This is a genomic window from Mesorhizobium sp. M7A.F.Ca.CA.002.09.1.1 (assembly GCF_003998555.1).
Taxonomy (GTDB): domain Bacteria; phylum Pseudomonadota; class Alphaproteobacteria; order Rhizobiales; family Rhizobiaceae; genus Mesorhizobium; species Mesorhizobium ciceri.
Map to the genome: position 1 here is coordinate 1 of NZ_RZRR01000011.1, position 20,707 is coordinate 20,707.

Sequence of the window (20,707 nt, forward strand, 5' to 3'; positions counted from 1 at the left end):
ATGCAGGACCAGCCGTGGTTCGCCGCCGAGCAGCCGGGTCGTGTAGACGCGCAGCGCCAGGTCGCGGCCGACACCCTTTTTCGCGTAGTCTGCGACGAGTTTTTCGGCTGCTTCGTCATTCCACAAATTCTTCATGTTCGCTTCGTCCGGTTGTTTGTCTTTGATGGTGAAACAGCAATGCCGCGACGCTTTGATGACAATGCGCCGGCGACGGAGAGGGGATTTCCTAGGAGGCCTTTTCTGTCGTGGCAGCCGCATGATCCAGGAGCCGCTGCGCCATGTGTGCGCCGACCACCAGATGCGTGCAAAGGCCGCCGGCGATCGCCGCGAGCAGCGGTTCGAACTTGCTGTCCTCCTGCACCACCACCAACCGCCTGGCGATGGCGCGCAGCGAGGCAAGCTCGGCGGAGATCACCCGCCTGTTATAACTGCAGTCGAGCACCTTGCCCTCGGCGTCTATGATCTGCCCGGCAATCACGCCGGCAGCGCCTTGGCTGCGCAGATCCGCCATTTCGCTTGGCGTCAGCGCGCCGCATTTGACCAGATGGCTGTCGGCGTCGACCGCGCCGACCGAGTATAACGCCAGGTCGCATTCGCCGACACCCGACAATTGTTCCCGGATCACCGGCTCGGCACGCAGCGCACGCGCAAGTTCTTCCGTAGACAGCACCAGCGGCGCGTAGAAATTGAGCCCTTTGGCGTTGAGCCGCCGCGCGATTTCCATAGTGCATTGGTCGGGGCGATAGGAATAGGGCGCGCCGAGATTGCCGCAGAGCTGCACCACCGTGACATCCTGCAGGTCGGCATAGGACATGACGTCGGCAATCATATAGACGGTGCGGCCCCAGGCGACGCCGATGCGGTCGCCCTTCTTGACCAGTTCGAGAAAGACGCTCGCCGCCAGCACGGCGATTTCCGTCGACGGGTCGGCAATATGATCATTCTCCGGCGCGATCCAGACGGCGTCGAGGCTCAGCGCATCCTCGAGCTTGCGCGCCAGCACGTCGTCGGTGAAAAGCTGGGTCGAAGTCGAGATGTTGACGATGCCGGTCTCGCGCGCCTTGCGCAGGTACATGGCGACCGAGGCACGGGAAATGTTAAGCTGGCTCGCCACCTGGTCCTGCCGCAGGCCATGGGCATAGTAGAGCCAGGCGGCCTTGTGGATGAGTTGTTCTGCCGGTCGGATCGCCATGCCGTCTCCTCAGCTGACATTATTCACGGCTCTCGACAAAAGTCAAACTGGGCAGAGGTATGCGATGCTCCCGCTTGCGCCGAATCTGGTTCATCATTGTGCCGAATGCGCTCTGTCGTGGCATCGTTTGTGGTGACGCGGCCCGAGCCTGTGATTAGAACGTCTGAAAGAAAATCGCGGGGAGCATGGGATGGGCAATCCTTACGAACAGGATCTCGACAAGAACGCGGCCAACCATCAGCCGCTGACGCCGCTCACCTATCTGGAGCGCGCGGCCAAGACCTATCCCGACCATATCGCCATCATCCATGGCCGCCAGCGCATCGACTATCGCACTTTCTGGCAGCGGTCGCTGAAGCTTGCCTCGGCCCTTCAGAAGCGCGGCATCGGCAAGGGCGACACCGTCACCGTCATGCTGTCAAACACGCCGCCGATGCTGGAGGCGCATTTCGGCGTGCCGATGACCAAGGCGGTGCTGCATTCGCTCAACACCCGCCTCGATGCGGCGGTCATCGCTTTCCAACTCGATCATGCCGAGACCAAGCTGCTGATCGTCGACCGCGAATTCTCCGGCGTCGTCAAGCAGGCCCTGGAACTGGCCAGGGTCAAGCCGCTGGTCATCGACTATGACGATCCCGAATACGCCGCCGACGCGCCGTACCCAAAGGGCGAGCGGGTAGGCTCACTGGACTATGAGGCATTTGTCGCAGGCGGCGACGCGGACTTCGCCTGGTCGATGCCCGACGACGAGTGGGATGCGATTTCGCTCAACTACACGTCCGGAACGACGGGCAATCCGAAGGGCGTCGTCTACCACCATCGCGGTGCGGCCCTGATGGCCTACACCAACACCATCCATGCCGGCATGGCCAAGCACGCGGTCTATTTGTGGACGCTGCCGATGTTCCACTGCAATGGCTGGTGCTTTCCCTGGACGCTCGCCGTCCAGGCCGGCACCCATGTCTGTCTGCGCTGGGTGCGGCCGAAGCCGATCTACGATGCGATCGCCGATCAGGGCGTCACCCATCTGTGCGGCGCGCCGGTCGTCATGTCGGTGCTGATCAATGCCAGGGACGAGGACAAGCGCGCATTTCCGCAGACGGTCACTTTCAACACGGCTGCAGCACCCCCGCCGGAAGCCGTGCTGTCGGGGATGGCGGATGCCGGCTTTGCCGTCACCCATCTCTACGGCCTGACCGAGACCTATGGCCCGGCGGTCGTCAACGAATGGCACGGCGCCTGGGATGATCTCGAAAAGGGCGAGCGCAGCGCCAGGAAGGCGCGGCAGGGCGTGCGCTATGCAGCGCTCGAAGGCCTGACGGTCATGGACCCCGAGACGATGCGGACGACACCGGCCGACGGCGAGACAATCGGCGAGGTCATGTTCCGCGGCAACATCGTCATGAAAGGCTACCTGAAAAACCGCAAGGCGAGCGACGAAGCCTTCGCCGGCGGCTGGTTCCATTCCGGCGATCTCGGCGTCATGCACCCCGATGGCTACATCCAGCTCAAGGACCGCTCCAAGGACATCATCATCTCCGGTGGCGAGAACATTTCCTCTATCGAGGTCGAGGACGCGCTCTACAAGCACCCGTCGGTTGCCTCTTGCGGCGTCGTCGCCAGGCCCGACGACAAATGGGGCGAAGTGCCTGTTGCCTATGTCGAGCTGAAACCCGGCAAGGTCGCGACCGAAGCCGAGATCATCGATCACTGCCGCGCGCTGCTTGCCCGGTTCAAAGTGCCGAAGGCGGTCATCTTCGCCGAAATCCCGAAAACCTCGACCGGCAAGATCCAGAAATTCCGGCTACGCGAGATGGCCAAGGGGGCTTAGCTGCATCGCCACCCATGCTTCGCCTCGACAATTTGTCGCGGGCTTCGTCATCCTAGGGTGTAGCAGTCGCGAGCGACGTCGCGGAAACCCTGGAGCTGCTCCGCAGCCCAAGGGATCCATGCCGTCACCTTGCGGCCGAGCTCCGACAGTCGAGAATGGCGGCTGCAGGCTACAGCTCGCTGACCGGTGTAAACCTGTTGATCCGTCGCACTCTTTGACCAACGTCGCGGCATGGATCCTAGGGTCTGCGCCGCGTCGCTTCGCTCCTTGCTTCGCCCTAGGATGACGAATTCATCAGGGCCAGCCGCTAACGGCGATCGTCGATTCCACCTTCTCACTGTCACCATCTGTCACCATTCGTACGTGTATACCGAATCCGCATTGACAGGTCCTTCTTTTCGATTTACGAGTGATGAAAATCAAAATTCGTCACTCGTAAATCGATAGAGGATCATGTCCGAAGCCGCCACCATAGTCGCCGAAGCCGCCCGACAGGAAAATGTAACGCGCATTCTCGATTGCGCCGAGCGCCTGTTCCGGCACTATGGCTACGGCAAGACCAATGTCGCCGACATTGCGCGTGAGCTCGGCATGTCGCCGGCCAACATCTACCGTTTCTTCGCCTCCAAGGTCGAAATCCACCAGGCCGTCTGCGGCCGGATGCTCGGCGCCAGCTACAAGATGGCCTACGAGATTTCGCGCCTGCCGATCAGCGCCGAGGAGCGGCTCCGGCGCTACGTGCATGCGCAATACAAGATGACGATGGAGGTCATGCTCGACGACCAGAAGGTCCACGAGATGGTCATCGTCGCCCTCGAACGGGATTGGGGTGTGATCGACAAGCATGTCGACAGCATTCACGACCTGTTCGCGGAAATCATTCGTGACGGGATCGAGGCCGGTGAGTTCAGAAAACAGGATCCGGTTATCGCGTCTCGCTGTTTCGGCGCCGCGACCGTCATCCTGTGTCATCCGCAGATGGTGGCGCAATGCCTTGCCAAGACCAACCGGGCAATGCCTGACGACCTCGTCGACTATGCAATCAAGGCCTTGAAGTAGCCTCCGCCCGCCGGGCGCCGGTTTCAACGATTCATCTCCATTTCGGGAGTACGCGCGTGTCTTCGTTCAGTTCAATCATCGGCAGGTTGCCCGCTGTAGGCCCGGTGCTGCTTGTCACCGCCACTCTCGGGCTTGCCGGCTGCAGCCAGGAAAAAACCGAAGTCAAGGATATCATCCGCCCGGTCAAGGTTGTCGAGATCGCGAAGGTACATGACACCCGCACGCTCTCCTATTCCGGGTCGGTGAGGGCCCGCACCGAGAGCGCTCTGGCATTCCGCGTCAATGGCAAGATCACCGAGCGCCTCGTCGATATCGGCCAGCATGTGGCCTCGGGCGATGTGCTCGCCCGCATCGATCCCATTGACTACGACCTTTCGGTCAAGAGCGCGCAGGCAGCGCTCGATGCCGCCGAGCGGCAGGTCGAGACCGTGGAACTCGCCCGCAAGCGTGCCGAGCAGCTTTTTGCCAAGAATTTTGCCCCGAAATCACAGCTCGAACAGGCGACCTTGACCTATGACCAAGCGGTCGCCACCCGTGATTCCGCCCTTTCGACACTGGCTCAGGCGAAGAACCAGGTCGGTTATACCGATCTCAAGGCCGACAGGGATGGCATCGTCACCACGGTCAGCGCCGACGTTGGCCAGGTGGTCGGTTCCGGCACGCCGGTTGTCACTGTCGCTGTCGACGGCGAAAAGGAAGTGCTGATCGCCGTCCCCGAAATGGAAATCGCCGAATTCAAGCCGGGCAAGGCGGTCAAGGCGGGCTTCTGGTCCGACGATGCGCTGGCGCTCGACGGCAAGGTCCGCGAAGTCGCCGGCAGCGCCGATCCGCAATCACGCACCTTTGCCGTCCGCGTCAGCCTGCCCAACGATCCGCGTGTGCTGCTCGGCATGACCGCCAGCATCGAAGCCACGGCGGCCAATGAGCGGCAGCTGGTCTCGATCCCCCTGAGCGCACTGGCCGAGCAAGGCACCCAATCGATCGTCTGGACCGTCGATCGTGGCGCCGACACCGTTCATGCTCGTCCGATCAAGGTTGCCGAGTTCGCCGCCGATGGCGTGCGTGTCGCGGAGGGTTTGAAACCCGGCGATGTCGTGGTCGCCGCCGGCACGCAATTCATGACCGAGAACCTCAAGGTGAAGCTCGCCGGTGATACGGCGCTGCAATCGGCATCCGCGGCGGACGGCGACGCCAAGCAGGTGCGCTGACGACAGACAACCGGCTGCGCGTTCCCGCAGCCGCTGGTTTCCGGGCGGCAGGCGCCCGACCGAGACGCTCGATTGATGTAACCCCCACATCGATTTCGCGTCCCACCGCGATGAGTGCTTCTCCGCTGGGAGAGCCTTGCCGCCCGGAAGCCACTACGAACCCTCGATTTTGTTGCGCTAGATAGATGGACCAGCGTCGATGACCAATTCCACGGAAGAGAAGCGGCCCTTCAACCTGTCGCGCTGGGCAATCGGCCATCCCGCCATTGCGCGGTTCCTGTTCGGCCTGATCATCATTTCCGGCGCGCTCGGCCTGATGCGCATGGGCCAGAAGGAAGATCCCGATTTCACCTTCCGGGTCATGGTCGTCCAGGCGATCTGGCCGGGCTCCTCGATCCAGGAGATGGAAGACCAGGTCGTCAACAAGATCGAACGCAAGCTGCAGGAGACGCCGCATCTCGATTTCGTGCGCTCCTTCACCCGCGCCGGCAGCGCCATCATCACCGTGCAGATCAAGGGCGACACCAACACCGCCGAGGTGACCGACGCGTTCTACCAGGTGCGCAAGAAGGTCGGTGACATTGCCGGTGACTTGCCACAAGGTCTGCTCGGCCCCTATTTCAACGACGAATTCGGCGACACCTTTATCACCCTGCATTCGATCAGCGGCGACGGCTTCAGCTATCCCGAGCTGAAGAAGTTCGCCATCCAGGCGCGCGACATGCTTTTGACGACGCCCGGCGTCGAAAAAGCCGTTATCATCGGCGACCAGCCTGAAAAGCTCTATATCGACGTCTCGTCCAAGGCCCTGGCCGAACGGGGCCTGACGCTGACCGATCTGCAGAATGCGATCAAGGGACAGAACAATGTCGACCCGGCCGGCTCCGTCGATACCGGCACCAACTCGGTGCGCATTTCCGTCGAGGGCGATGTCGGCAAGGTCGAGGATATCAGGAACCTGCGCCTGCGCGCCGGCGGTCAGGTCACGAGGCTGGGCGACATCGCCACGGTGAGTTCGGGGTTGCAGGATCCGTTCCAGCGAAAGTACCGCTTCAACGGTCACGACAGCGTGCAGTTGGGCGTCGTCATGGCCAAGGGCTTCAAGGTTACCGATGTCGGCAAGGATGTCGAGGCCACCTACAAGCGCTTCGAAGAGGCGCTGCCCTACGGCGTTGCGGTCGACCAGATCTCCGACCAGCCGGGCGTCGTCACCGATGCGGTGGCGGAGTTCATGCATGCGCTTGGCGAAGCGTTGCTGATCGTGCTCGTGGTCTCGTTCCTGTCGATCGGTTGGCGTTCCGGCCTGGTCATCGCCATCGCCATCCCGCTGGTGCTGGCCGCGACCTTCGCCATCATGTACGAGCTCGGCATCGACCTGCAGCGCATCTCGCTCGGCGCGCTGATCATCGCGCTCGGTCTTCTGGTCGACGACGCGATGATCGTCGTCGAGATGATGGAGCGCAAGCTGGAGGAGGGAATGGTCAAGGTCGAGGCGGCGAGCTTCGCCTATTCCTCGACCGCCTTCCCGATGCTGACCGGCACGCTGATCACCACGGCCGGCTTTATTCCGGTCGGCTTCGCGGCCTCGACCGCCGGCGAATATGTCCGCACGCTGTTTTATGTCGTCGGCATCGCGCTGATCGTCTCCTGGTTCGTCGCGGTCTATTTCACGCCATGGCTCGGCAACATGATCCTCAAGCAGCGCAAGCATGCCGGCAGCCATCACGATGTCTTCGACACGCGTTTCTACCGCCGGCTTCGTGCCACCGTCAGCTGGGCCGTGCGCCATCGCATCATCGTCCTGGTGATGACGCTGGTCACCTTCGGCACCAGCCTGTGGGCTTTCCAGTTCATTCCGCAGAACTTCTTCCCGCAATCGTCGCGGCCGGAAATCCTCGTCGACCTTTGGCTGCCGGAAGGCACCAGCATCAAGGAAGTCGAGGCGCAGGCCAAGGCGCTCGAGACCAAGATGATGGACGACAAGGACAAGCGTTTCATCGCCACCTATATCGGCGAGGGCGCGCCGCGCTTCTTCCTGCCGCTCGACCAGCAGCTGAGCAACCCCAACTTTGCCCAGTTGCTCGTCATGGCCAATGACGAACCGGCTCGCGAGCGTCTGATCGTCAAGTTGCGCACCGTTCTGGCGCAAGACTTCCCGTCCATCCGTGCCAAGGTCGATCGTCTGTTCCTCGGTCCGCCGACCGGCTGGCCGGTGCAGATGCGCGTCATGGGGCCGGATCGCCAGGAGGTGCGCCGCATCGCCGACCAGGTGAAGGCGAAGTTCCGTGAAGATCCGCTGCTTGGCGCCGTGCATGATGACTGGCTGGAGCCGGTTCCGGCGATGAAGCTGGTCATCGACCAGGATCGTGCCCGCGCACTCGGCGTTACCTCGCAGCGCATCCGCCAGATGCTGCAGGCGACGATGTCCGGCGCGCCGCTCGACGACTTCCGCGACGGCGAGGAGACGGTGTCCATCGTCGCCCGCGAGCCGAATGCCAGCCGCAGCCTGCTGTCCTCGGTCGACTCGGTCTATATCCCGACCGACTTCGGCGGTTTCGTGCCGCTGTCGCAGGTGGCCAAGGTGGTGCCGGTGCTGGAGCAAGGCATCGAATGGCGCCGCGACCGCCTGCCGACCATCAGCGTGCGCGCCACCTTGCCCGACGGCGTGCAGTCCAACGACGTCGTCACCAAGATGTACAACGACATGAAGGACCTGCGTGCGGGTCTGGCGCCCGGTTACAAGATCGAAATCCAGGGCGGTGCGGAGGATTCGGCGGAAAGCCAGGCTTCGATCGCCGCCAAGGCACCGATCATGCTGGCCGTCATTGTCGTGCTTTTGATGATCCAGCTGCAGAACTTCGGCAAGGCGATGCTGGTGCTGGCGACCGGTCCGCTTGGCATTATCGGTGCTGCCGCGGCACTCCTGATCAGCGGTGCGCCGTTCGGCTTCGTCGCCATTCTCGGCGTCATCGCGCTGCTCGGCATCATCATGCGCAACTCGATCATCCTGGTCGACCAGATCGACCAGGACATCGCCGCGGGCATGGACCGCTACGAGGCCATCATCGGTTCGGCCGTTCGCCGTTTCCGGCCGATCACGCTGACGGCGCTGACGGCGGTGCTGGCGCTGATCCCGATCTCGCGCGGCGTCTTCTGGGGTCCGCTCGCCTACGCCATGATGGGCGGCATCCTGGTTGCCACGGTGCTGACCATCCTGGTCCTGCCGGCCGGTTACGCCCTGTTCTTCGGCCGGGAGCCGAAAAAGCGCGGGGCGGAGGGACGGACGGACGATCTGGAACTGAGCCAGGAAGCCGAAAAGCCGCAATTGGCGCTGGCCGCCGAATAGATCGATCACGCCAGTCGAAAAGGATCGGGCGCGCCGAAGCGCGCCCGATCCTTTTTATTTTTATGAGGTCAGATGACGAAGAACCAGTTGGCGAGCAGCATCACCACCACGCCGGCGACCAGCGTCAGATAGGGCAGCATGCCCGCCTTTTTGACCGAGAGGTCGGCCCCCGTCATGCCGAGATCGGCCAGCATGTGGTCGGGGAACTTGCCCTTGTCCTGAATGTAGTGTCGGAAGCAGAACACCGGGATGATCAGCGCTGCCGTGATCAGGCCGGCCCACAGCGCCATCGGGTTCCATACCTTGGCACCGGCGCCCATGAAGATCGCGTTGACATAGGCGAAGATCGCCCCGATCCCGAGCAGCCAGCTCGGCGCCTTCCAGGGCCGTGCGATATGGCCGTTGTCGATGCGGTGGATCCAGCCGGCGTTGAGGTTGAGGAAGTTGAAGATGATGTAACCGCAATTCGACACGGCGAGGATGAAGAAGAAGCTCGTCGCGTCGGCCGAGGCGATGGCCAGCACGATCAGGTTGAAGACGAGATCGGTCCACATTGCCCGTGTCGGCGCACCATGTTCGTTGACATGGCTGAGATAGCGCGGCAGCCAGCCGTCGACCGAGCCCTGGTAGAGCGTACGCGAAGAGCCGGCCATGGCCGTCATGATGCACAGCACCAGCGCCAGGATCATCAGCATCACCAACAGGCTGTGGACTAGCGCGCCGCCGCCGACCATGCCGGCCAGCGCGTCGGCGACCCCGGAGCCGTCGACGATCGGCGTCGCCAGCATACCGTTGAGGCCAAGCACGCCCTGGAAGGTGAACGGCACCAGGATGAACAGCAGCATGCACAGAAGGCCGGAATAGAAAATCGCCTTGAACGTGTCGGTGCCGGGGTTCTTGAACTCGGATGTGTAGCAGACGGCGGTCTCGAAGCCGTAGGTCGACCAGGCGGCGATGAACATACCACCAAGCACCAGCGTCCAGCCGGCGATGTTCCAGGCACCGGGCTCGGGCGCGTAGGCTGCGGCCAGCGGCACCAGCGGCGAAAAATTCGCCCAGTTGATCTGGCCGGTGACGATCGGCACCACGCCGACGATCAGCATCGGGACGATGACCAAGAGGCCGATATATTTCTGCACATTGGCGGTGCCGAGAATGCCGCGATGCTGGATCGCAAAGATGATCAGCATCAGCACTGCGCCGATAAAGAAGGTCGCGTTGAAGGTGAACGAGACCGGTCCCAGCGTGTGGCTGTAAAGCGTCCAGTTGCGGATTGCCGGCGTCGCCGCCGCGGTCACCGCTGTGATGGCGTCGGCGGCACTCGTCCCGGCATGCGCGGCGATATAGGCGACGACATCGGGTGAGGTTTCGGTGAACAGCGGCACTGGCGCCAGCGCGTTGAGGATGTAGGCGGCGGCGATCGAGCAGCCGAGCGACAGCACCGGCGACCAGGCGAACCAGTTGCACCAGACAGACAGCGGCGCGATGAACTTGGAATAGCGCAGCCAGGCGGTGGCGCCGTAGATCGACGCGCCGCCCGACTTGTTCGGAAACAGGCCGGCGATTTCGGCATAGGTGAAGGATTGCAGGAAGCCCATGATCATGGAGAAGATCCAGATCGCGAAGGCCAGCGTGCCGGTCGTGCCGGCAATGCCGCCGATCGAGAACAGGACCAGGGCCGGCACGCCGCTCGCCACCCAGAAGGCGCCGCGCCAGTCGATATTTCGGTGCAACTTGCCTTCGGCAAGCGGCTCCAGGACAGTCGTTATCGTGCTCATATGTCTTTGTTCCCCATTTTGATGTTCCCCGTTCGTGACGGCCGCGACTTCGCGAGGCTTCATCATCGACGCATGCTTTGGGCGGCTGTCGGTGTTTCCACTCAGTCGCATTTTTTTCTTAACAGTGAAGATTGATCCGGCGCGCTTTCAGGTCAAGCGATTTGTCGCGCCGTGCACATCACGCTTGCGAAACATGTCGGCTTCACACTGCCGCGGTGGGATTGTTCGGAAAAGGACCAAGGGTCAGGAAGCGAAAACCCGCCGGAGGCGGGTCGCGGCGCAAATCAGCACCATGGACGAATATGTAGCATAGCTGCCCTCAGCAGGTCAAGAAAAAATTCCTATCACGAACTGCAGCACGGCCTCACTGTCTTGGGAGGGAAGGGCCGTCAGGAACGCGGTTTGGTCTTTTGCGGATCGTAGTGGGCGAAGGCGACGACTCGCGCCGGCAGCCGCTTGGCATGGCCGTCGAGCTTGCCGATCTCGACCTCGGTACCGACAGCCGAATGGGTGACATCGAGCCTGGCCAGCGCGATGGTCTTGTTCAGCACCGGCGAGCGCATGCCTGACGTGACCACGCCGATCTGGGCACGGCCGACATGCACGCAATCGCCATGGCCGACGTCGACATTGGCGTCGATGTCGAGACCGACCAGCTTCGTCTGCGGGTGCTCCTTGCGGCGGATCAGCGCCTCGCGGCCGACGAAATCGTCGGTCTTGCTCTTCAGCGGCACGGTGAAGCCGATGCCGGCCTCGAACGGATCGGTCTGGTCGGAAAATTCGTATCCGGCGAAGATCAACCCGGCCTCGATGCGCACCATGTCCAGCGCCTGCAGTCCCATCGGCTTCAGCCCGTGAGGCTGGCCGGCTTCCCAGATGGCGTCGAAGACTTTTTCGGCGTCGCGCGGATGGCACCAGATCTCGTAGCCGAGCTCGCCGGTATAGCCGGTGCGCGAGACGACGACCGGAATGCCGTTGCCGCCACCAATGCGGGCGACGGCGAAGCGGAACCATTCGAGTTCGTCGATCGACGGCTGCAGCGGCGAGGTCCAGATCACCTCCCTGAGGATGTCGCGGCTCTTCGGTCCCTGCACGGCGACATTGTGCATCTGGTCGGTGGAGGAACGCACAAGGACATTGAGGCCGAGTTTTGTCGCCGTCTCGCGCAGCCACTCGCCAGACAGATCGTCGCCGCCGACCCAGCGGAAATTGTCCTTGCCCAGCCGCAGCAGGGTGCCGTCATCAATCATGCCGCCATGCTCGTAGCACATGGCCGAATAGACCACCTGGCCAACGCCAAGCTTCTTGACGTCGCGGGTCAGCGTGTATTGCAGCAGCGCTTCGGAATCCGGGCCGGTGACCTCGAACTTGCGCAGCGGCGACAGGTCCATGATCACCGCGTCTTGGCGGCAGGCCCAGTATTCGGCGATCGGCCCGTCCTTGGCGAAGGAATTGGCGAGCCAATAGCCCTTGTACTCCTGAAAGTTGCGGGTGTGCTTGGCAAAGCTCGAATGAAAAGCGGTCTCGCGGGTCATTTTCGGTTCCGAATCGGGCGTCATGCGTCTGGCGATCGCTCGCGAGAATTTGTGCTGGCCGGAATAGGTCCGCACATGGATGTCGGTCGGGTTCCAGCCATTGGCCGGCGTCGTGTCGTCGGGGCAGGCGGAGGAAACGCAAACGATGTCGGTGAGCGCCCTGAGCAGCACATAGTCGCCCGCCCGCGACCACGGCTCGTCGGACACCATGACGCCATGCGCGTCGATCGCCGTGTTGAAGAAGAAGTTGATCGCCATCCAGCCCGCGCGGGGATTGACGCCCTTGCCGGCCAGAGCGCCGTTGAAATTCTCCGAACAGTTGGTGTGTCCGGGATAGCCGATGTCGTCGTAATATTTGGCGGCGCAGGCGAGCGCGAAGGCGTCGTGCCGGCCGCATGTGTCCTGCACCACCTCGACCAGCGGCTCCATGTCCTGGTCATAGTATTTGGAATGCAGGCCGGGCATCGGGTAGCTCGCACCCATGAGCGTGCGCGTCGTCGTCACGTCGAGCGGATGATCCAGTCCCCTGTCCAGCTTGCGCGCCGAAAAGCACTGGAAATCGGTGCATTGGCGCCCGTCGACATCGATGATCTGCAGATAGTCGCCAGCCCCAACGAAATAGGCCTCCGCGGTCGCCGAATGGACGCGCAAATCGAGCACCGGGTCGGCAAGCGGATCAGCCAATACCGATTTCGCCGCCGGGCGGATCGTGGCGCGGCGAACGAAGACGGTCAGCGGTGTCGCCGTGTCATGACCATCGACCAGCATCGGCCCGCCGGGGGCGGCAATCAGCACCGCACCATCGCGTGCGACGGTGAAAGCCTGCTCGGTGCCGGCCGGTGTCGTGACGCCGAACACCCGCACCGCCCTGGCGTGGTCAAGCTGCACCTGCCGGCGGGCGAGCCCGCTCCGCAGGGATGCGAGACTGTCGTCGCCCTCTATGAGCAGCGCTTTGATGCCGGCAGCGTTGCTGTTCGATGCTTCACCAAAAATGCCGGGATCGGTCGCGCCGGTCCTGTCCCAGGCCAGAAGTTCGCAGGCCTGGCCGCCTTCGACATTGCGCACGGTGATCGCGTCGCCGGCCTCGATGTCGATCAGCACCGCGCCGTTGCCCTGGATCGTATAACGCTCCATGCCCGGCGGCAGCGCGATCTGGCCCGGCCTCAGGATGAGGCTAGGCTTGGGCGGTCCGGCAGCAATTGCGGGGTAGGGCGACTGGCTCATCTCAGCCTTGCGGTTCGAGAAACAAGTTTGCCTGTGCGTGAAATTATTTTAGCAGCAAGAATAGCAGTGCGGTTGGGTTTGGCAAGGCGGAGGTGGCGCGCTTTGCCTTCTCCCCTTGTTGTGGGAGAAGGGAAGACTAGCCAAGGCTAAGCCAGTCTCTCTGTATGGTTGATGTCGACGCCGTACTCCGCGCCCGAATCCAGCATCGTATGCCAAAGGCTCTCGGCAAACGTCGCAAACATCAGAACGTTGAACACCGCCTGCCCATCCGTCCGATCACTGTCGCGCCAGAGCGTGACGCTGGTGTGATCCATCGACGTCGCGGCGGCGGCGCCAACCGGAAACGAATCGGGATGCAAATCGATCGACGACAGTTTCGCCAGCATTGTCCGCGCCTTGGCGCCGGAGATGCTGACCAGAACCCGCGCATGCGACTGGTCCGACAGCGAGCCGGACAATGCGGGCTCCAGCGTCTGCATCGTGTGCTTGCCGCCCTTCGACAGCACGAAGAACTGGTCCGGTCCCGACCAGATCAGCGTTGCGTCCGAAGTCCGCACCGCCTTCGGCGCATCAGGGACAGCAACACCAAACCGAGCCTTGGCGGCTTGTCCCAGCTCGGCCGCCTGGCCGCGCCGCGCCATCCCCTGGATCAGATCAAAATTGCGGATCTCGGTCAGCGAAATGCCGGCCTCGATACCGCGTGCGCCATCTGTACCGGTGACAAGCGCATGCTCGAGTGGGCTGCGAGAAACCCAGGAAAACTCAACCACGCTGGCGCCCTCCATCCGGGTCGTAGAAGACGGGATTGCAGAGTTCGACGTCATAGTCTTCGCCGCGCAATGGATCATGCGCGTGCACGATCTCGCCGATGCGTTCGCGGCCGCGTTCGACAAGCGCGAGCCCGATCCACTGATCCAACGTCGGCGAGAAGCAGACCGAGGTGACATAGCCCTGGTCGTTGCCGGGGCCGGGCGTCTGCCCCTTCGGGATGATGTGTGCGCCGGAGCGCAACCGGCGTGTCTCGTCCGTCGGCTTGATGCCGACGACGACCTGGCGATCTGGGGCTACCAGCGCCTCGCGTCCGGCCATGACGCGGCCGATATAGTCTTTCTTGGTCGACATCATCTTGCCCAGACCAAGATCGGCCGCTGTCGTCGTGCCGCTCAGTTCCGGTCCGGCGATGTGGCCCTTTTCGACGCGCATGACGCCGAGCGCCTCGGTGCCGTAAGGCGTCACGCCGAATGGCGCGCCGGCCAGCATCAGATTGCGTGCCATCGCATCACCGAAGCGTGCCGGTACCGAGATCTCGAAGGCCATTTCGCCGGAGAACGAGATGCGGAACAGCCGCGCCTTGAGGCCGCCGCGCAACGTCACTTCGCGCGCGCCCATGAACGGAAAGCCTTCGTTGGAAAGGTCCTCGGACTCATCAACGATCTGTTTCAGCAACTCCCGCGCGCTCGGTCCGGCGATCGAGAACTGCGCCCACTGGTCGGAGACGGAAGTGAGCTGCACGTCGAGCTCCGGGAACAGCACCTGGCGGCAGAATTCGAGATGCTGCATCACCAGACCGGCCTTGGCCGTGGTGGTGGTGAGAAAATAGTGGTCTTCGGCCAGCCGCGACGTGGTGCCGTCGTCATAGACGATGCCGTCCTCGCGCAGCATCAGACCGTAGCGCGCCTTGCCCACTGCAAGACTGGAGAAGGTGTTGATGTAGACGCGGTCGAGGAAGGCGCCGGCATCCGGACCGTGCACGTCGATCTTGCCGAGCGTCGAGACATCGCAGAATCCGACGCCTGAGCGCACCGCCTTGACCTCGCGCGTCACCGATTCCAGCCAGTCCTTCTCGCCCGCGCGGGGGTACCACTGCGCCCGCTTCCACAGGCCGGTGTCGACGAAGACAGCACCTTGTTCCACGGCCCAGTGATGCGACGGCGTCAGCCGCGTCGCATGGAAAGTCTCGTCGCGGTGATGGCCGGCGAAGGCGCCGATGGCGACGGGCACGTAAGGCGGCCGGTAGATCGTTGTCCCGGTCTCGGGGATCGAACGGCCGCTGACCGCAGCCATGATGGCGAGGCCGGCGACATTCGAGGTCTTGCCCTGGTCGGTCGCCATGCCGAGCGTGGTGTAGCGCTTCAGATGCTCGACCGATTCAAAACCCTCGCGCTGCGCCAGCTCGATGTCGGACGCGGTGACGTCGTGTTGCTGGTCGACAAAGGCTTTGCCCTTGCCGGCGACATGCCAGAGCGGCGTCAGCGAAAAAGCCTCGTCATCGGCGGCAGGCGCGGCGCCCGCCGTACCATTGTGCCCCGTGTCACGGGCCGCTGCCGCGCCAGCGGCAAATCCCTGGCTCAGGCAGGCGCCGAGCCCGAAATCGCCATTGGCGGCACCCGCGGCGACCATGCCTGGAGGCGCGCCGTCGGGCACGAAGGCGGAGATGTCGCTGCGCCATTTCGGCCGGCCGCGATGATAGGAGGTCAGCCCGACCGCCGGGTTCCAGCCGCCGGAAACGGCGAGCCCGTCCGCTTCGACCTCGGCGCGCGCGCCGCCGGTCAGCGACACCGCGATTTTCCTGACGCCATCCTTGCCGCCGTCGATGCCACTGACGGAACCGTGCAGCACCGGGAAGCCGCCCTTCGAGGCCAGCGAACGATGCGCCGGCGATATTTCGGGCCGTGCATCGATGACCGCCGCTATCTGCAGGCCGGCACCGAGCGCCGTCTCGACGGTGCGCCAGCCGTCCTCATTGTTGGTGAAAAGTGCGATCCGCTTTGCCGGTGTAGCGGCGTAGCGCGCGACATAGGTGCGCATGGCGGAGGCCATCATCACGCCGGGCGTGTCGTTGCCGGCAAAGACGATCGGCCGTTCGATGGCGCCGGCTGCCACGACGCAGCGCTTCGCCACGATCCGCCACAGGCGCTGGCGCACCTGGTGCTCGGGCGGCGAGGGCAAATGGTCGTTGACCCGCTCAATGGCGCCATAGGTGCCGCCATCGTAGACGCCGAACAGCGTCGTGCGGGTCATGACGCGGACGTCGGGCATACCAGCCAGTTCAGCCAGCGTCCGCGAAATCCACTCGGCCGCAGGTTCGCCGTCGATCATTCCGCCATCCGACAGCAGACGGCCGCCGAGGACAAAATCCTCCTCGCACAGGATGACGCGGGCGCCTGCGCGGCCGGCTGCCAACGCCGCGGCCAGACCAGCCGGGCCGGAGCCGGCGATCAGCACGTCGCAATGCGCCCATGCCTTGTCGTAGTGGTCGGGATCGGCAAGGCCGGCGGCACGGCCAAGGCCTGCGGCGCGGCGGATCGCCGGCTCATAGATCGCTTCCCAGAACTTCGCCGGCCACATGAATGTCTTGTAGTAGAAGCCGGCAACGAAGATCGGCGCGAACAGCTGGTTGACCGACATCACGTCGTGGCGCAGCGACGGCCAACGGTTCTGGCTGGCGGCCTCGAGCCCGTCATAGAGTTCGGCCGTCGTCGCCTTGGTGTTCGGCTCGCGCCGTGCCCCGGTGCGCAGCTCAACCAGCGCATTGGGTTCTTCCGAGCCCGCAGTCAGGATGCCGCGCGGGCGATGGTATTTGAATGAGCGGCCGACCAGCTTGACGCCGTTGGCGATCAGCGCCGAGGCGAGCGTGTCGCCCTGGAAGCCGGAGAAAGCCTTGCCGTCGAAACGGAAGTTCAGCGGTGCCGAGCGGTCGACAAGCCCGCGATTGCCGAGCCGGTGTGTCTGCGCGCCGGCCATCACGCACCAACCTTCGCAGCGCCGGCACCAGCCGCCGGTTCGATGGAGGAAATCTCGTGCGTCAGCGTGTTGCGGGTGACCTTCAGCCAAGCCCGGCAACCACCGCCATGGTACCAATATTCGCTGGTCGCGCCGGCGACATTGTCGCGCAGATAGACATAGTCGAAGACCTCGTCTTCCGAGGCGCCGGCCTCGGGCCGCACCGGCTTGGCGTCGCCGAGATAGGTGAACTCGCCGAGTTCGCGTTCACCGCAGAAAGGACAGGCAATGCGCATTTCTTCTAAACCGCCTTCAATGCAGGTTCGGTTGGGCGCCCTGGCCCTTTTCGTCGATCATGGCGCCAGTTCGGAACCGGTCTAGGCGGAACCGTGCCGCTTCTTCATGCGACTCGTCGCGAGCCAGGAGGTGCGCAAAGACAAAACCGGACCCTGGCGTCGCCTTGAAGCCGCCATAGCACCAGCCCGCGTTGAGATAGAGCCCGTCGACGGGCGTCTTGTCGATGATCGGTGAACCATCCATCGACATGTCCATGATGCCGCCCCACTGGCGCAGCAGGCGCACGCGGCCGATCATCGGCATCAGCGCCATGCCGCCCTCGCAGACGTCTTCCATCACAGGCATGTTGCCGCGCTGGGCGTAGGAATTGTAGCCGTCTATATCGCCGCCGAAGACGAGGCCGCCCTTGTCGGACTGGCTGACGTAGAAATGGCCGGCGCCGAAGGTCATGACGCCCGGGATGAGCGGCTTGATCGCCTCGGAGACGAAGGCCTGCAGCACGTGGCTCTCGATCGGCAGGCGCAGACCGGCCGTTGCTGCGACGCGCGACGAGGAGCCGGCGACCGCCATGCCAACCTTTCCGGCGCCGATCTTGCCGCGCGACGTCTCGACGCCGGTCACCTTGCCATTGGCGTCCCTGACAAAACCGGTGACTTCGCAATTCTGGATGATGTCGACGCCGAGTTCGCTCGCCGCATGCGCATAGCCCCAGACCACCGCATCGTGCCGCGCCGTGCCGCCGCGCCGCTGCAACAGCCCGCCTTGCACGGGAAAGCGCGCATTGTCGAAGTTCAGGAACGGGATCATCTTCCTGACGGCAGCGAGGTCGAGCAGTTCGGCGTCGATGCCGTTGATGCGCATAGTGTTGCCGCGCCGCGCATAGGCGTCGCGCTGCGCATCGGAATGGTAGAGGTTGATGACGCCGCGCTGGCTGACCATCGCATTGTAGTTGAGGTCCTGCTCCATCCGCTCCCACAGCTTCATCGACAATTCGTAGAAGCCGGTGTTGCCGGGCAGACCGTAATTGGAGCGGATGATGGTGGTGTTGCGGCCGGCATTGCCGGAGCCGATCCAGCCTTTTTCGAGCACGGCGACATTCTTGATGCCGTACTCGCTGGCGAGGAACCAGGCGGTGGCCAGCCCGTGCCCGCCGCCGCCGATGATCACCACGTCGTAGCGATCCTTCGGCGTGGCGTCGCGCCAGGTGCGCTGCCAGTTCTTGTGGCCGGACAGGGCGGCACGAGCGAGCGAGAAGATCGAATATTTCATCAGTTCATTCCGAGGTCGCTCGCGTCGCGCTGGTGGTCAAATATCCAGCGTGTGGTCGCGCTCCCATTGCGTGAAGTGCGAAGCATAGGAATTCCATTCCTGGTGCTTCAGCTTTAGGTAGGCCGACGAGAAATCCTCACCCAGCGCCGCCTTGAGCGATTTGTCCTTGTCGAACTCGCGCAAGGCGTCGAGCAGGTTGAGCGGCAGTTTTGGCGCGCCCTTTACCGTATGGCCATGCTGGTACATGTCGATGTCGTAGCGCTTGCCAGGATCGGCCTTCGAGCGAATGCCGTCGAGGCCGGCGGCGATGATGACCGCTTGCAGGAGATAGGGATTGGCGGCGCCATCCGGCAGCCGCAGCTCGAAGCGGCCGGGGCCGGGCACCCGCACCATGTGGGTGCGGTTGTTGCCGGTCCAGGTCACCGTGTTCGGTGCCCAGGTCGCGCCCGAAATGGTGCGCGGCGCGTTGATGCGCTTGTAGGAATTCACCGTCGGGTTGGTGATCGCGGCCAGTGCGGAGGCATGTTTCATGATGCCGCCGAGGAAATTCCTGCCCTTGGCCGACAGGCCGAGCTCCATCGAATTGTCGGCGAAGACGTTGGTCTTGCCGGCCTTGTCCCAGACCGAGATATGCGCATGGCAGCCATTGCCGGTCAGGCCCTGGAAGGGCTTCGGCATGAAGGTCGCGCGCAGGCCATGCTTTTCCGCGATCGACTTGACCATGAATTTGAAGAACGAGTGCTTGTCGGCGGTCGCCAGCGCGTCGTCGAAGGCCCAGTTCATCTCGAACTGGCCGTTGGCGTCCTCATGGTCGTTCTGATAGGCGCCCCAGCCGAGCGCCAGCATGTGGTCGCAGATCTCGGCGATGACGTCGTAGCGCCGCATCACCGCTTGCTGGTCGTAGCAGGGTTTTGAGGCCGTGTCGTATTCGTCGGAGATCGTCTTGCCGTCAGGCGAGATCAGGAAGAACTCGGCCTCGACGCCGGTCTTGACATGCATGCCGTCGCTGGCGGCTTCCGCGATCAGCCGCTTCAGTGTGTTGCGCGGCGCCTGGTCGACCTCCTTGTCGTCCATGATGCAGTTGGCCGCCACCCAGGCGACCTCAGGCTTCCACGGCAGCTGGATCACCGAATCCGGATCCGGCACCGCAAGCATGTCGGGATGCGCCGGCGTCAGGTCCAGCCATGTGGCGAAACCGGCAAAGCCGGCGCCGTCCTTCTGCATGTCTGATATCGCCTGCGCCGGCACCAGCTTGGCACGCTGGCCACTGAACAGGTCAGTGTAGGAAATCATGAAATATTTGACGTTTTTCGCCCTTGCGAATTCAGCAAGATCAGTTGCCACGGTAGTTCCCCATTTTTATCGATTGTTGTTCCCGAGTATGCGGGAATCGGCCCTTCGTTGATCAGAAGCCGTTCTTCCCCGGTATCCAGTTGGTGCCGGCCAGCGGCACGCCGGCCATGGCGGCTGCCTCGATCGTCAGCGCGACCAGGTCCTCGGGTTCGAGATTGTGCAGGCTGTTCTTGCCGCACGCGCGGGCGATCGTTTGAGCCTCAAGCGTCATCACCTTGAGGTAGTTCGCCAGCCGGCGCCCGGCAGTCACCGGATCGACCCGCTTCATCAGTTCCGGATCCTGCGTGGTGATGCCGGCGGGGTCGCGCCCCTCGTGCCAATCGTCATAGGCGCCGGCCGTGGTGCCAAGCTCGTTGTACTCCGCCTCCCAGCGCGGATCGTTGTCGCCGAGCGCGACAAGGGCCGCCGTGCCGATCGAGACCGCGTCGACGCCGAGCGCCAGCGCCTTGGCGACATCGGCGCCGTTGCGAATGCCGCCGGAGACGATCAACTGCACCTTGCGGTGCATGCCGAGGTCCTGCAGCGCCTGCACGGCCGGCCTGATGCAGGCAAGCGTCGGCTGGCCGACATTTTCGATGAACACTTCCTGGGTGGCGGCGGTGCCGCCCTGCATGCCGTCGACGACAACGACATCGGCGCCGGCCTTCACGGCAAGCGCCGTGTCATAATAGGGGCGCGCGCCGCCGACCTTGACGTAGATCGGTTTTTCCCAGTCGGTGATTTCGCGCAATTCGAGGATCTTGATCTCGAGATCGTCGGGTCCGGTCCAGTCGGGATGGCGTGAGGCCGAGCGCTGGTCGATGCCTTTCGGCAGCGTGCGCATTTCGGCGACACGATCCGAAATCTTCTGGCCAAGCAGCATGCCGCCGCCACCCGGCTTGGCGCCCTGGCC

13 protein-coding genes are annotated in these 20,707 nt (G+C 63.5%); 4 read left to right on the forward strand and 9 right to left on the reverse strand.

Annotated elements, in window-relative coordinates:
- Positions 1-226 precede the first annotated feature (226 nt).
- Positions 227-1,192, reverse strand: coding sequence for a sugar-binding transcriptional regulator (locus EN994_RS01215; protein ID WP_013532917.1), 966 nt, complete (start codon positions 1,190-1,192; stop codon positions 227-229).
- A gap of 190 nt (positions 1,193-1,382) precedes the next feature.
- On the opposite strand from EN994_RS01215, the gene EN994_RS01220 reads away from it, so the two are divergent.
- The 4 genes from EN994_RS01220 to EN994_RS01240 all read left to right on the forward strand — a co-directional run bounded on the left by EN994_RS01220 (position 1,383) and on the right by EN994_RS01240 (position 8,636).
- Positions 1,383-3,023: an acyl-CoA synthetase gene (locus EN994_RS01220; RefSeq protein WP_063167610.1), complete on the forward strand. Its 1,641-nt coding sequence runs from the start codon at positions 1,383-1,385 to the stop codon at positions 3,021-3,023.
- Positions 3,024-3,476: 453 nt separating this feature from the next.
- Positions 3,477-4,082, forward strand: a complete 606-nt coding sequence (locus EN994_RS01230; RefSeq protein ID WP_013532915.1) for a TetR family transcriptional regulator — start codon at positions 3,477-3,479, stop codon at positions 4,080-4,082.
- A 56-nt stretch (positions 4,083-4,138) separates the two neighbouring features.
- Positions 4,139-5,290: an efflux RND transporter periplasmic adaptor subunit gene (locus EN994_RS01235; RefSeq protein WP_063167611.1), complete on the forward strand. Its 1,152-nt coding sequence runs from the start codon at positions 4,139-4,141 to the stop codon at positions 5,288-5,290.
- 199 nt (positions 5,291-5,489) lie between these two features.
- Positions 5,490-8,636 (forward strand): efflux RND transporter permease subunit, encoded by a 3,147-nt coding sequence (locus tag EN994_RS01240; protein ID WP_013532913.1) that lies wholly within the window; start codon positions 5,490-5,492, stop codon positions 8,634-8,636.
- Positions 8,637-8,704: 68 nt separating this feature from the next.
- Here EN994_RS01240 and EN994_RS01245 read toward each other — a convergent pair whose 3' ends face one another.
- From EN994_RS01245 to EN994_RS01280, 8 genes are all read right to left on the reverse strand, one after another.
- Positions 8,705-10,414 (reverse strand): APC family permease, encoded by a 1,710-nt coding sequence (locus EN994_RS01245; RefSeq protein WP_024502584.1) that lies wholly within the window; start codon positions 10,412-10,414, stop codon positions 8,705-8,707.
- A gap of 389 nt (positions 10,415-10,803) precedes the next feature.
- Positions 10,804-13,173, reverse strand: a complete 2,370-nt coding sequence (locus tag EN994_RS01250) for an aminomethyltransferase family protein (RefSeq protein ID WP_063167612.1) — start codon at positions 13,171-13,173, stop codon at positions 10,804-10,806.
- Between the two features lie 146 nt (positions 13,174-13,319).
- Positions 13,320-13,943 carry a sarcosine oxidase subunit gamma gene (locus EN994_RS01255; RefSeq protein WP_063170183.1) on the reverse strand — a complete coding sequence of 208 codons (624 nt, stop codon included), beginning with the start codon at positions 13,941-13,943 and terminating at the stop codon, positions 13,320-13,322.
- Positions 13,936-16,917 (reverse strand): sarcosine oxidase subunit alpha, encoded by a 2,982-nt coding sequence (locus EN994_RS01260; RefSeq protein ID WP_063167613.1) that lies wholly within the window; start codon positions 16,915-16,917, stop codon positions 13,936-13,938. Before EN994_RS01260 ends, EN994_RS01255 begins: the two co-directional genes overlap by 8 nt.
- Positions 16,917-17,192: a sarcosine oxidase subunit delta family protein gene (locus EN994_RS01265; RefSeq protein WP_024502588.1), complete on the reverse strand. Its 276-nt coding sequence runs from the start codon at positions 17,190-17,192 to the stop codon at positions 16,917-16,919. The genes EN994_RS01260 and EN994_RS01265 overlap by 1 nt, the downstream gene beginning before the upstream one ends.
- Before the next feature lie 16 nt (positions 17,193-17,208).
- Positions 17,209-18,462 carry a sarcosine oxidase subunit beta family protein gene (locus tag EN994_RS01270; protein ID WP_127307372.1) on the reverse strand — a complete coding sequence of 418 codons (1,254 nt, stop codon included), beginning with the start codon at positions 18,460-18,462 and terminating at the stop codon, positions 17,209-17,211.
- 36 nt (positions 18,463-18,498) lie between these two features.
- On the reverse strand, positions 18,499-19,806 hold the full coding sequence (gene glnT, locus EN994_RS01275; RefSeq protein ID WP_063167614.1) for a type III glutamate--ammonia ligase: 1,308 nt from the start codon (positions 19,804-19,806) through the stop codon (positions 18,499-18,501).
- A 61-nt stretch (positions 19,807-19,867) separates the two neighbouring features.
- Positions 19,868-20,707 (reverse strand): glutamate synthase-related protein (locus tag EN994_RS01280; protein WP_206530364.1); only part of this gene is annotated, 840 nt, incomplete at its 5' end.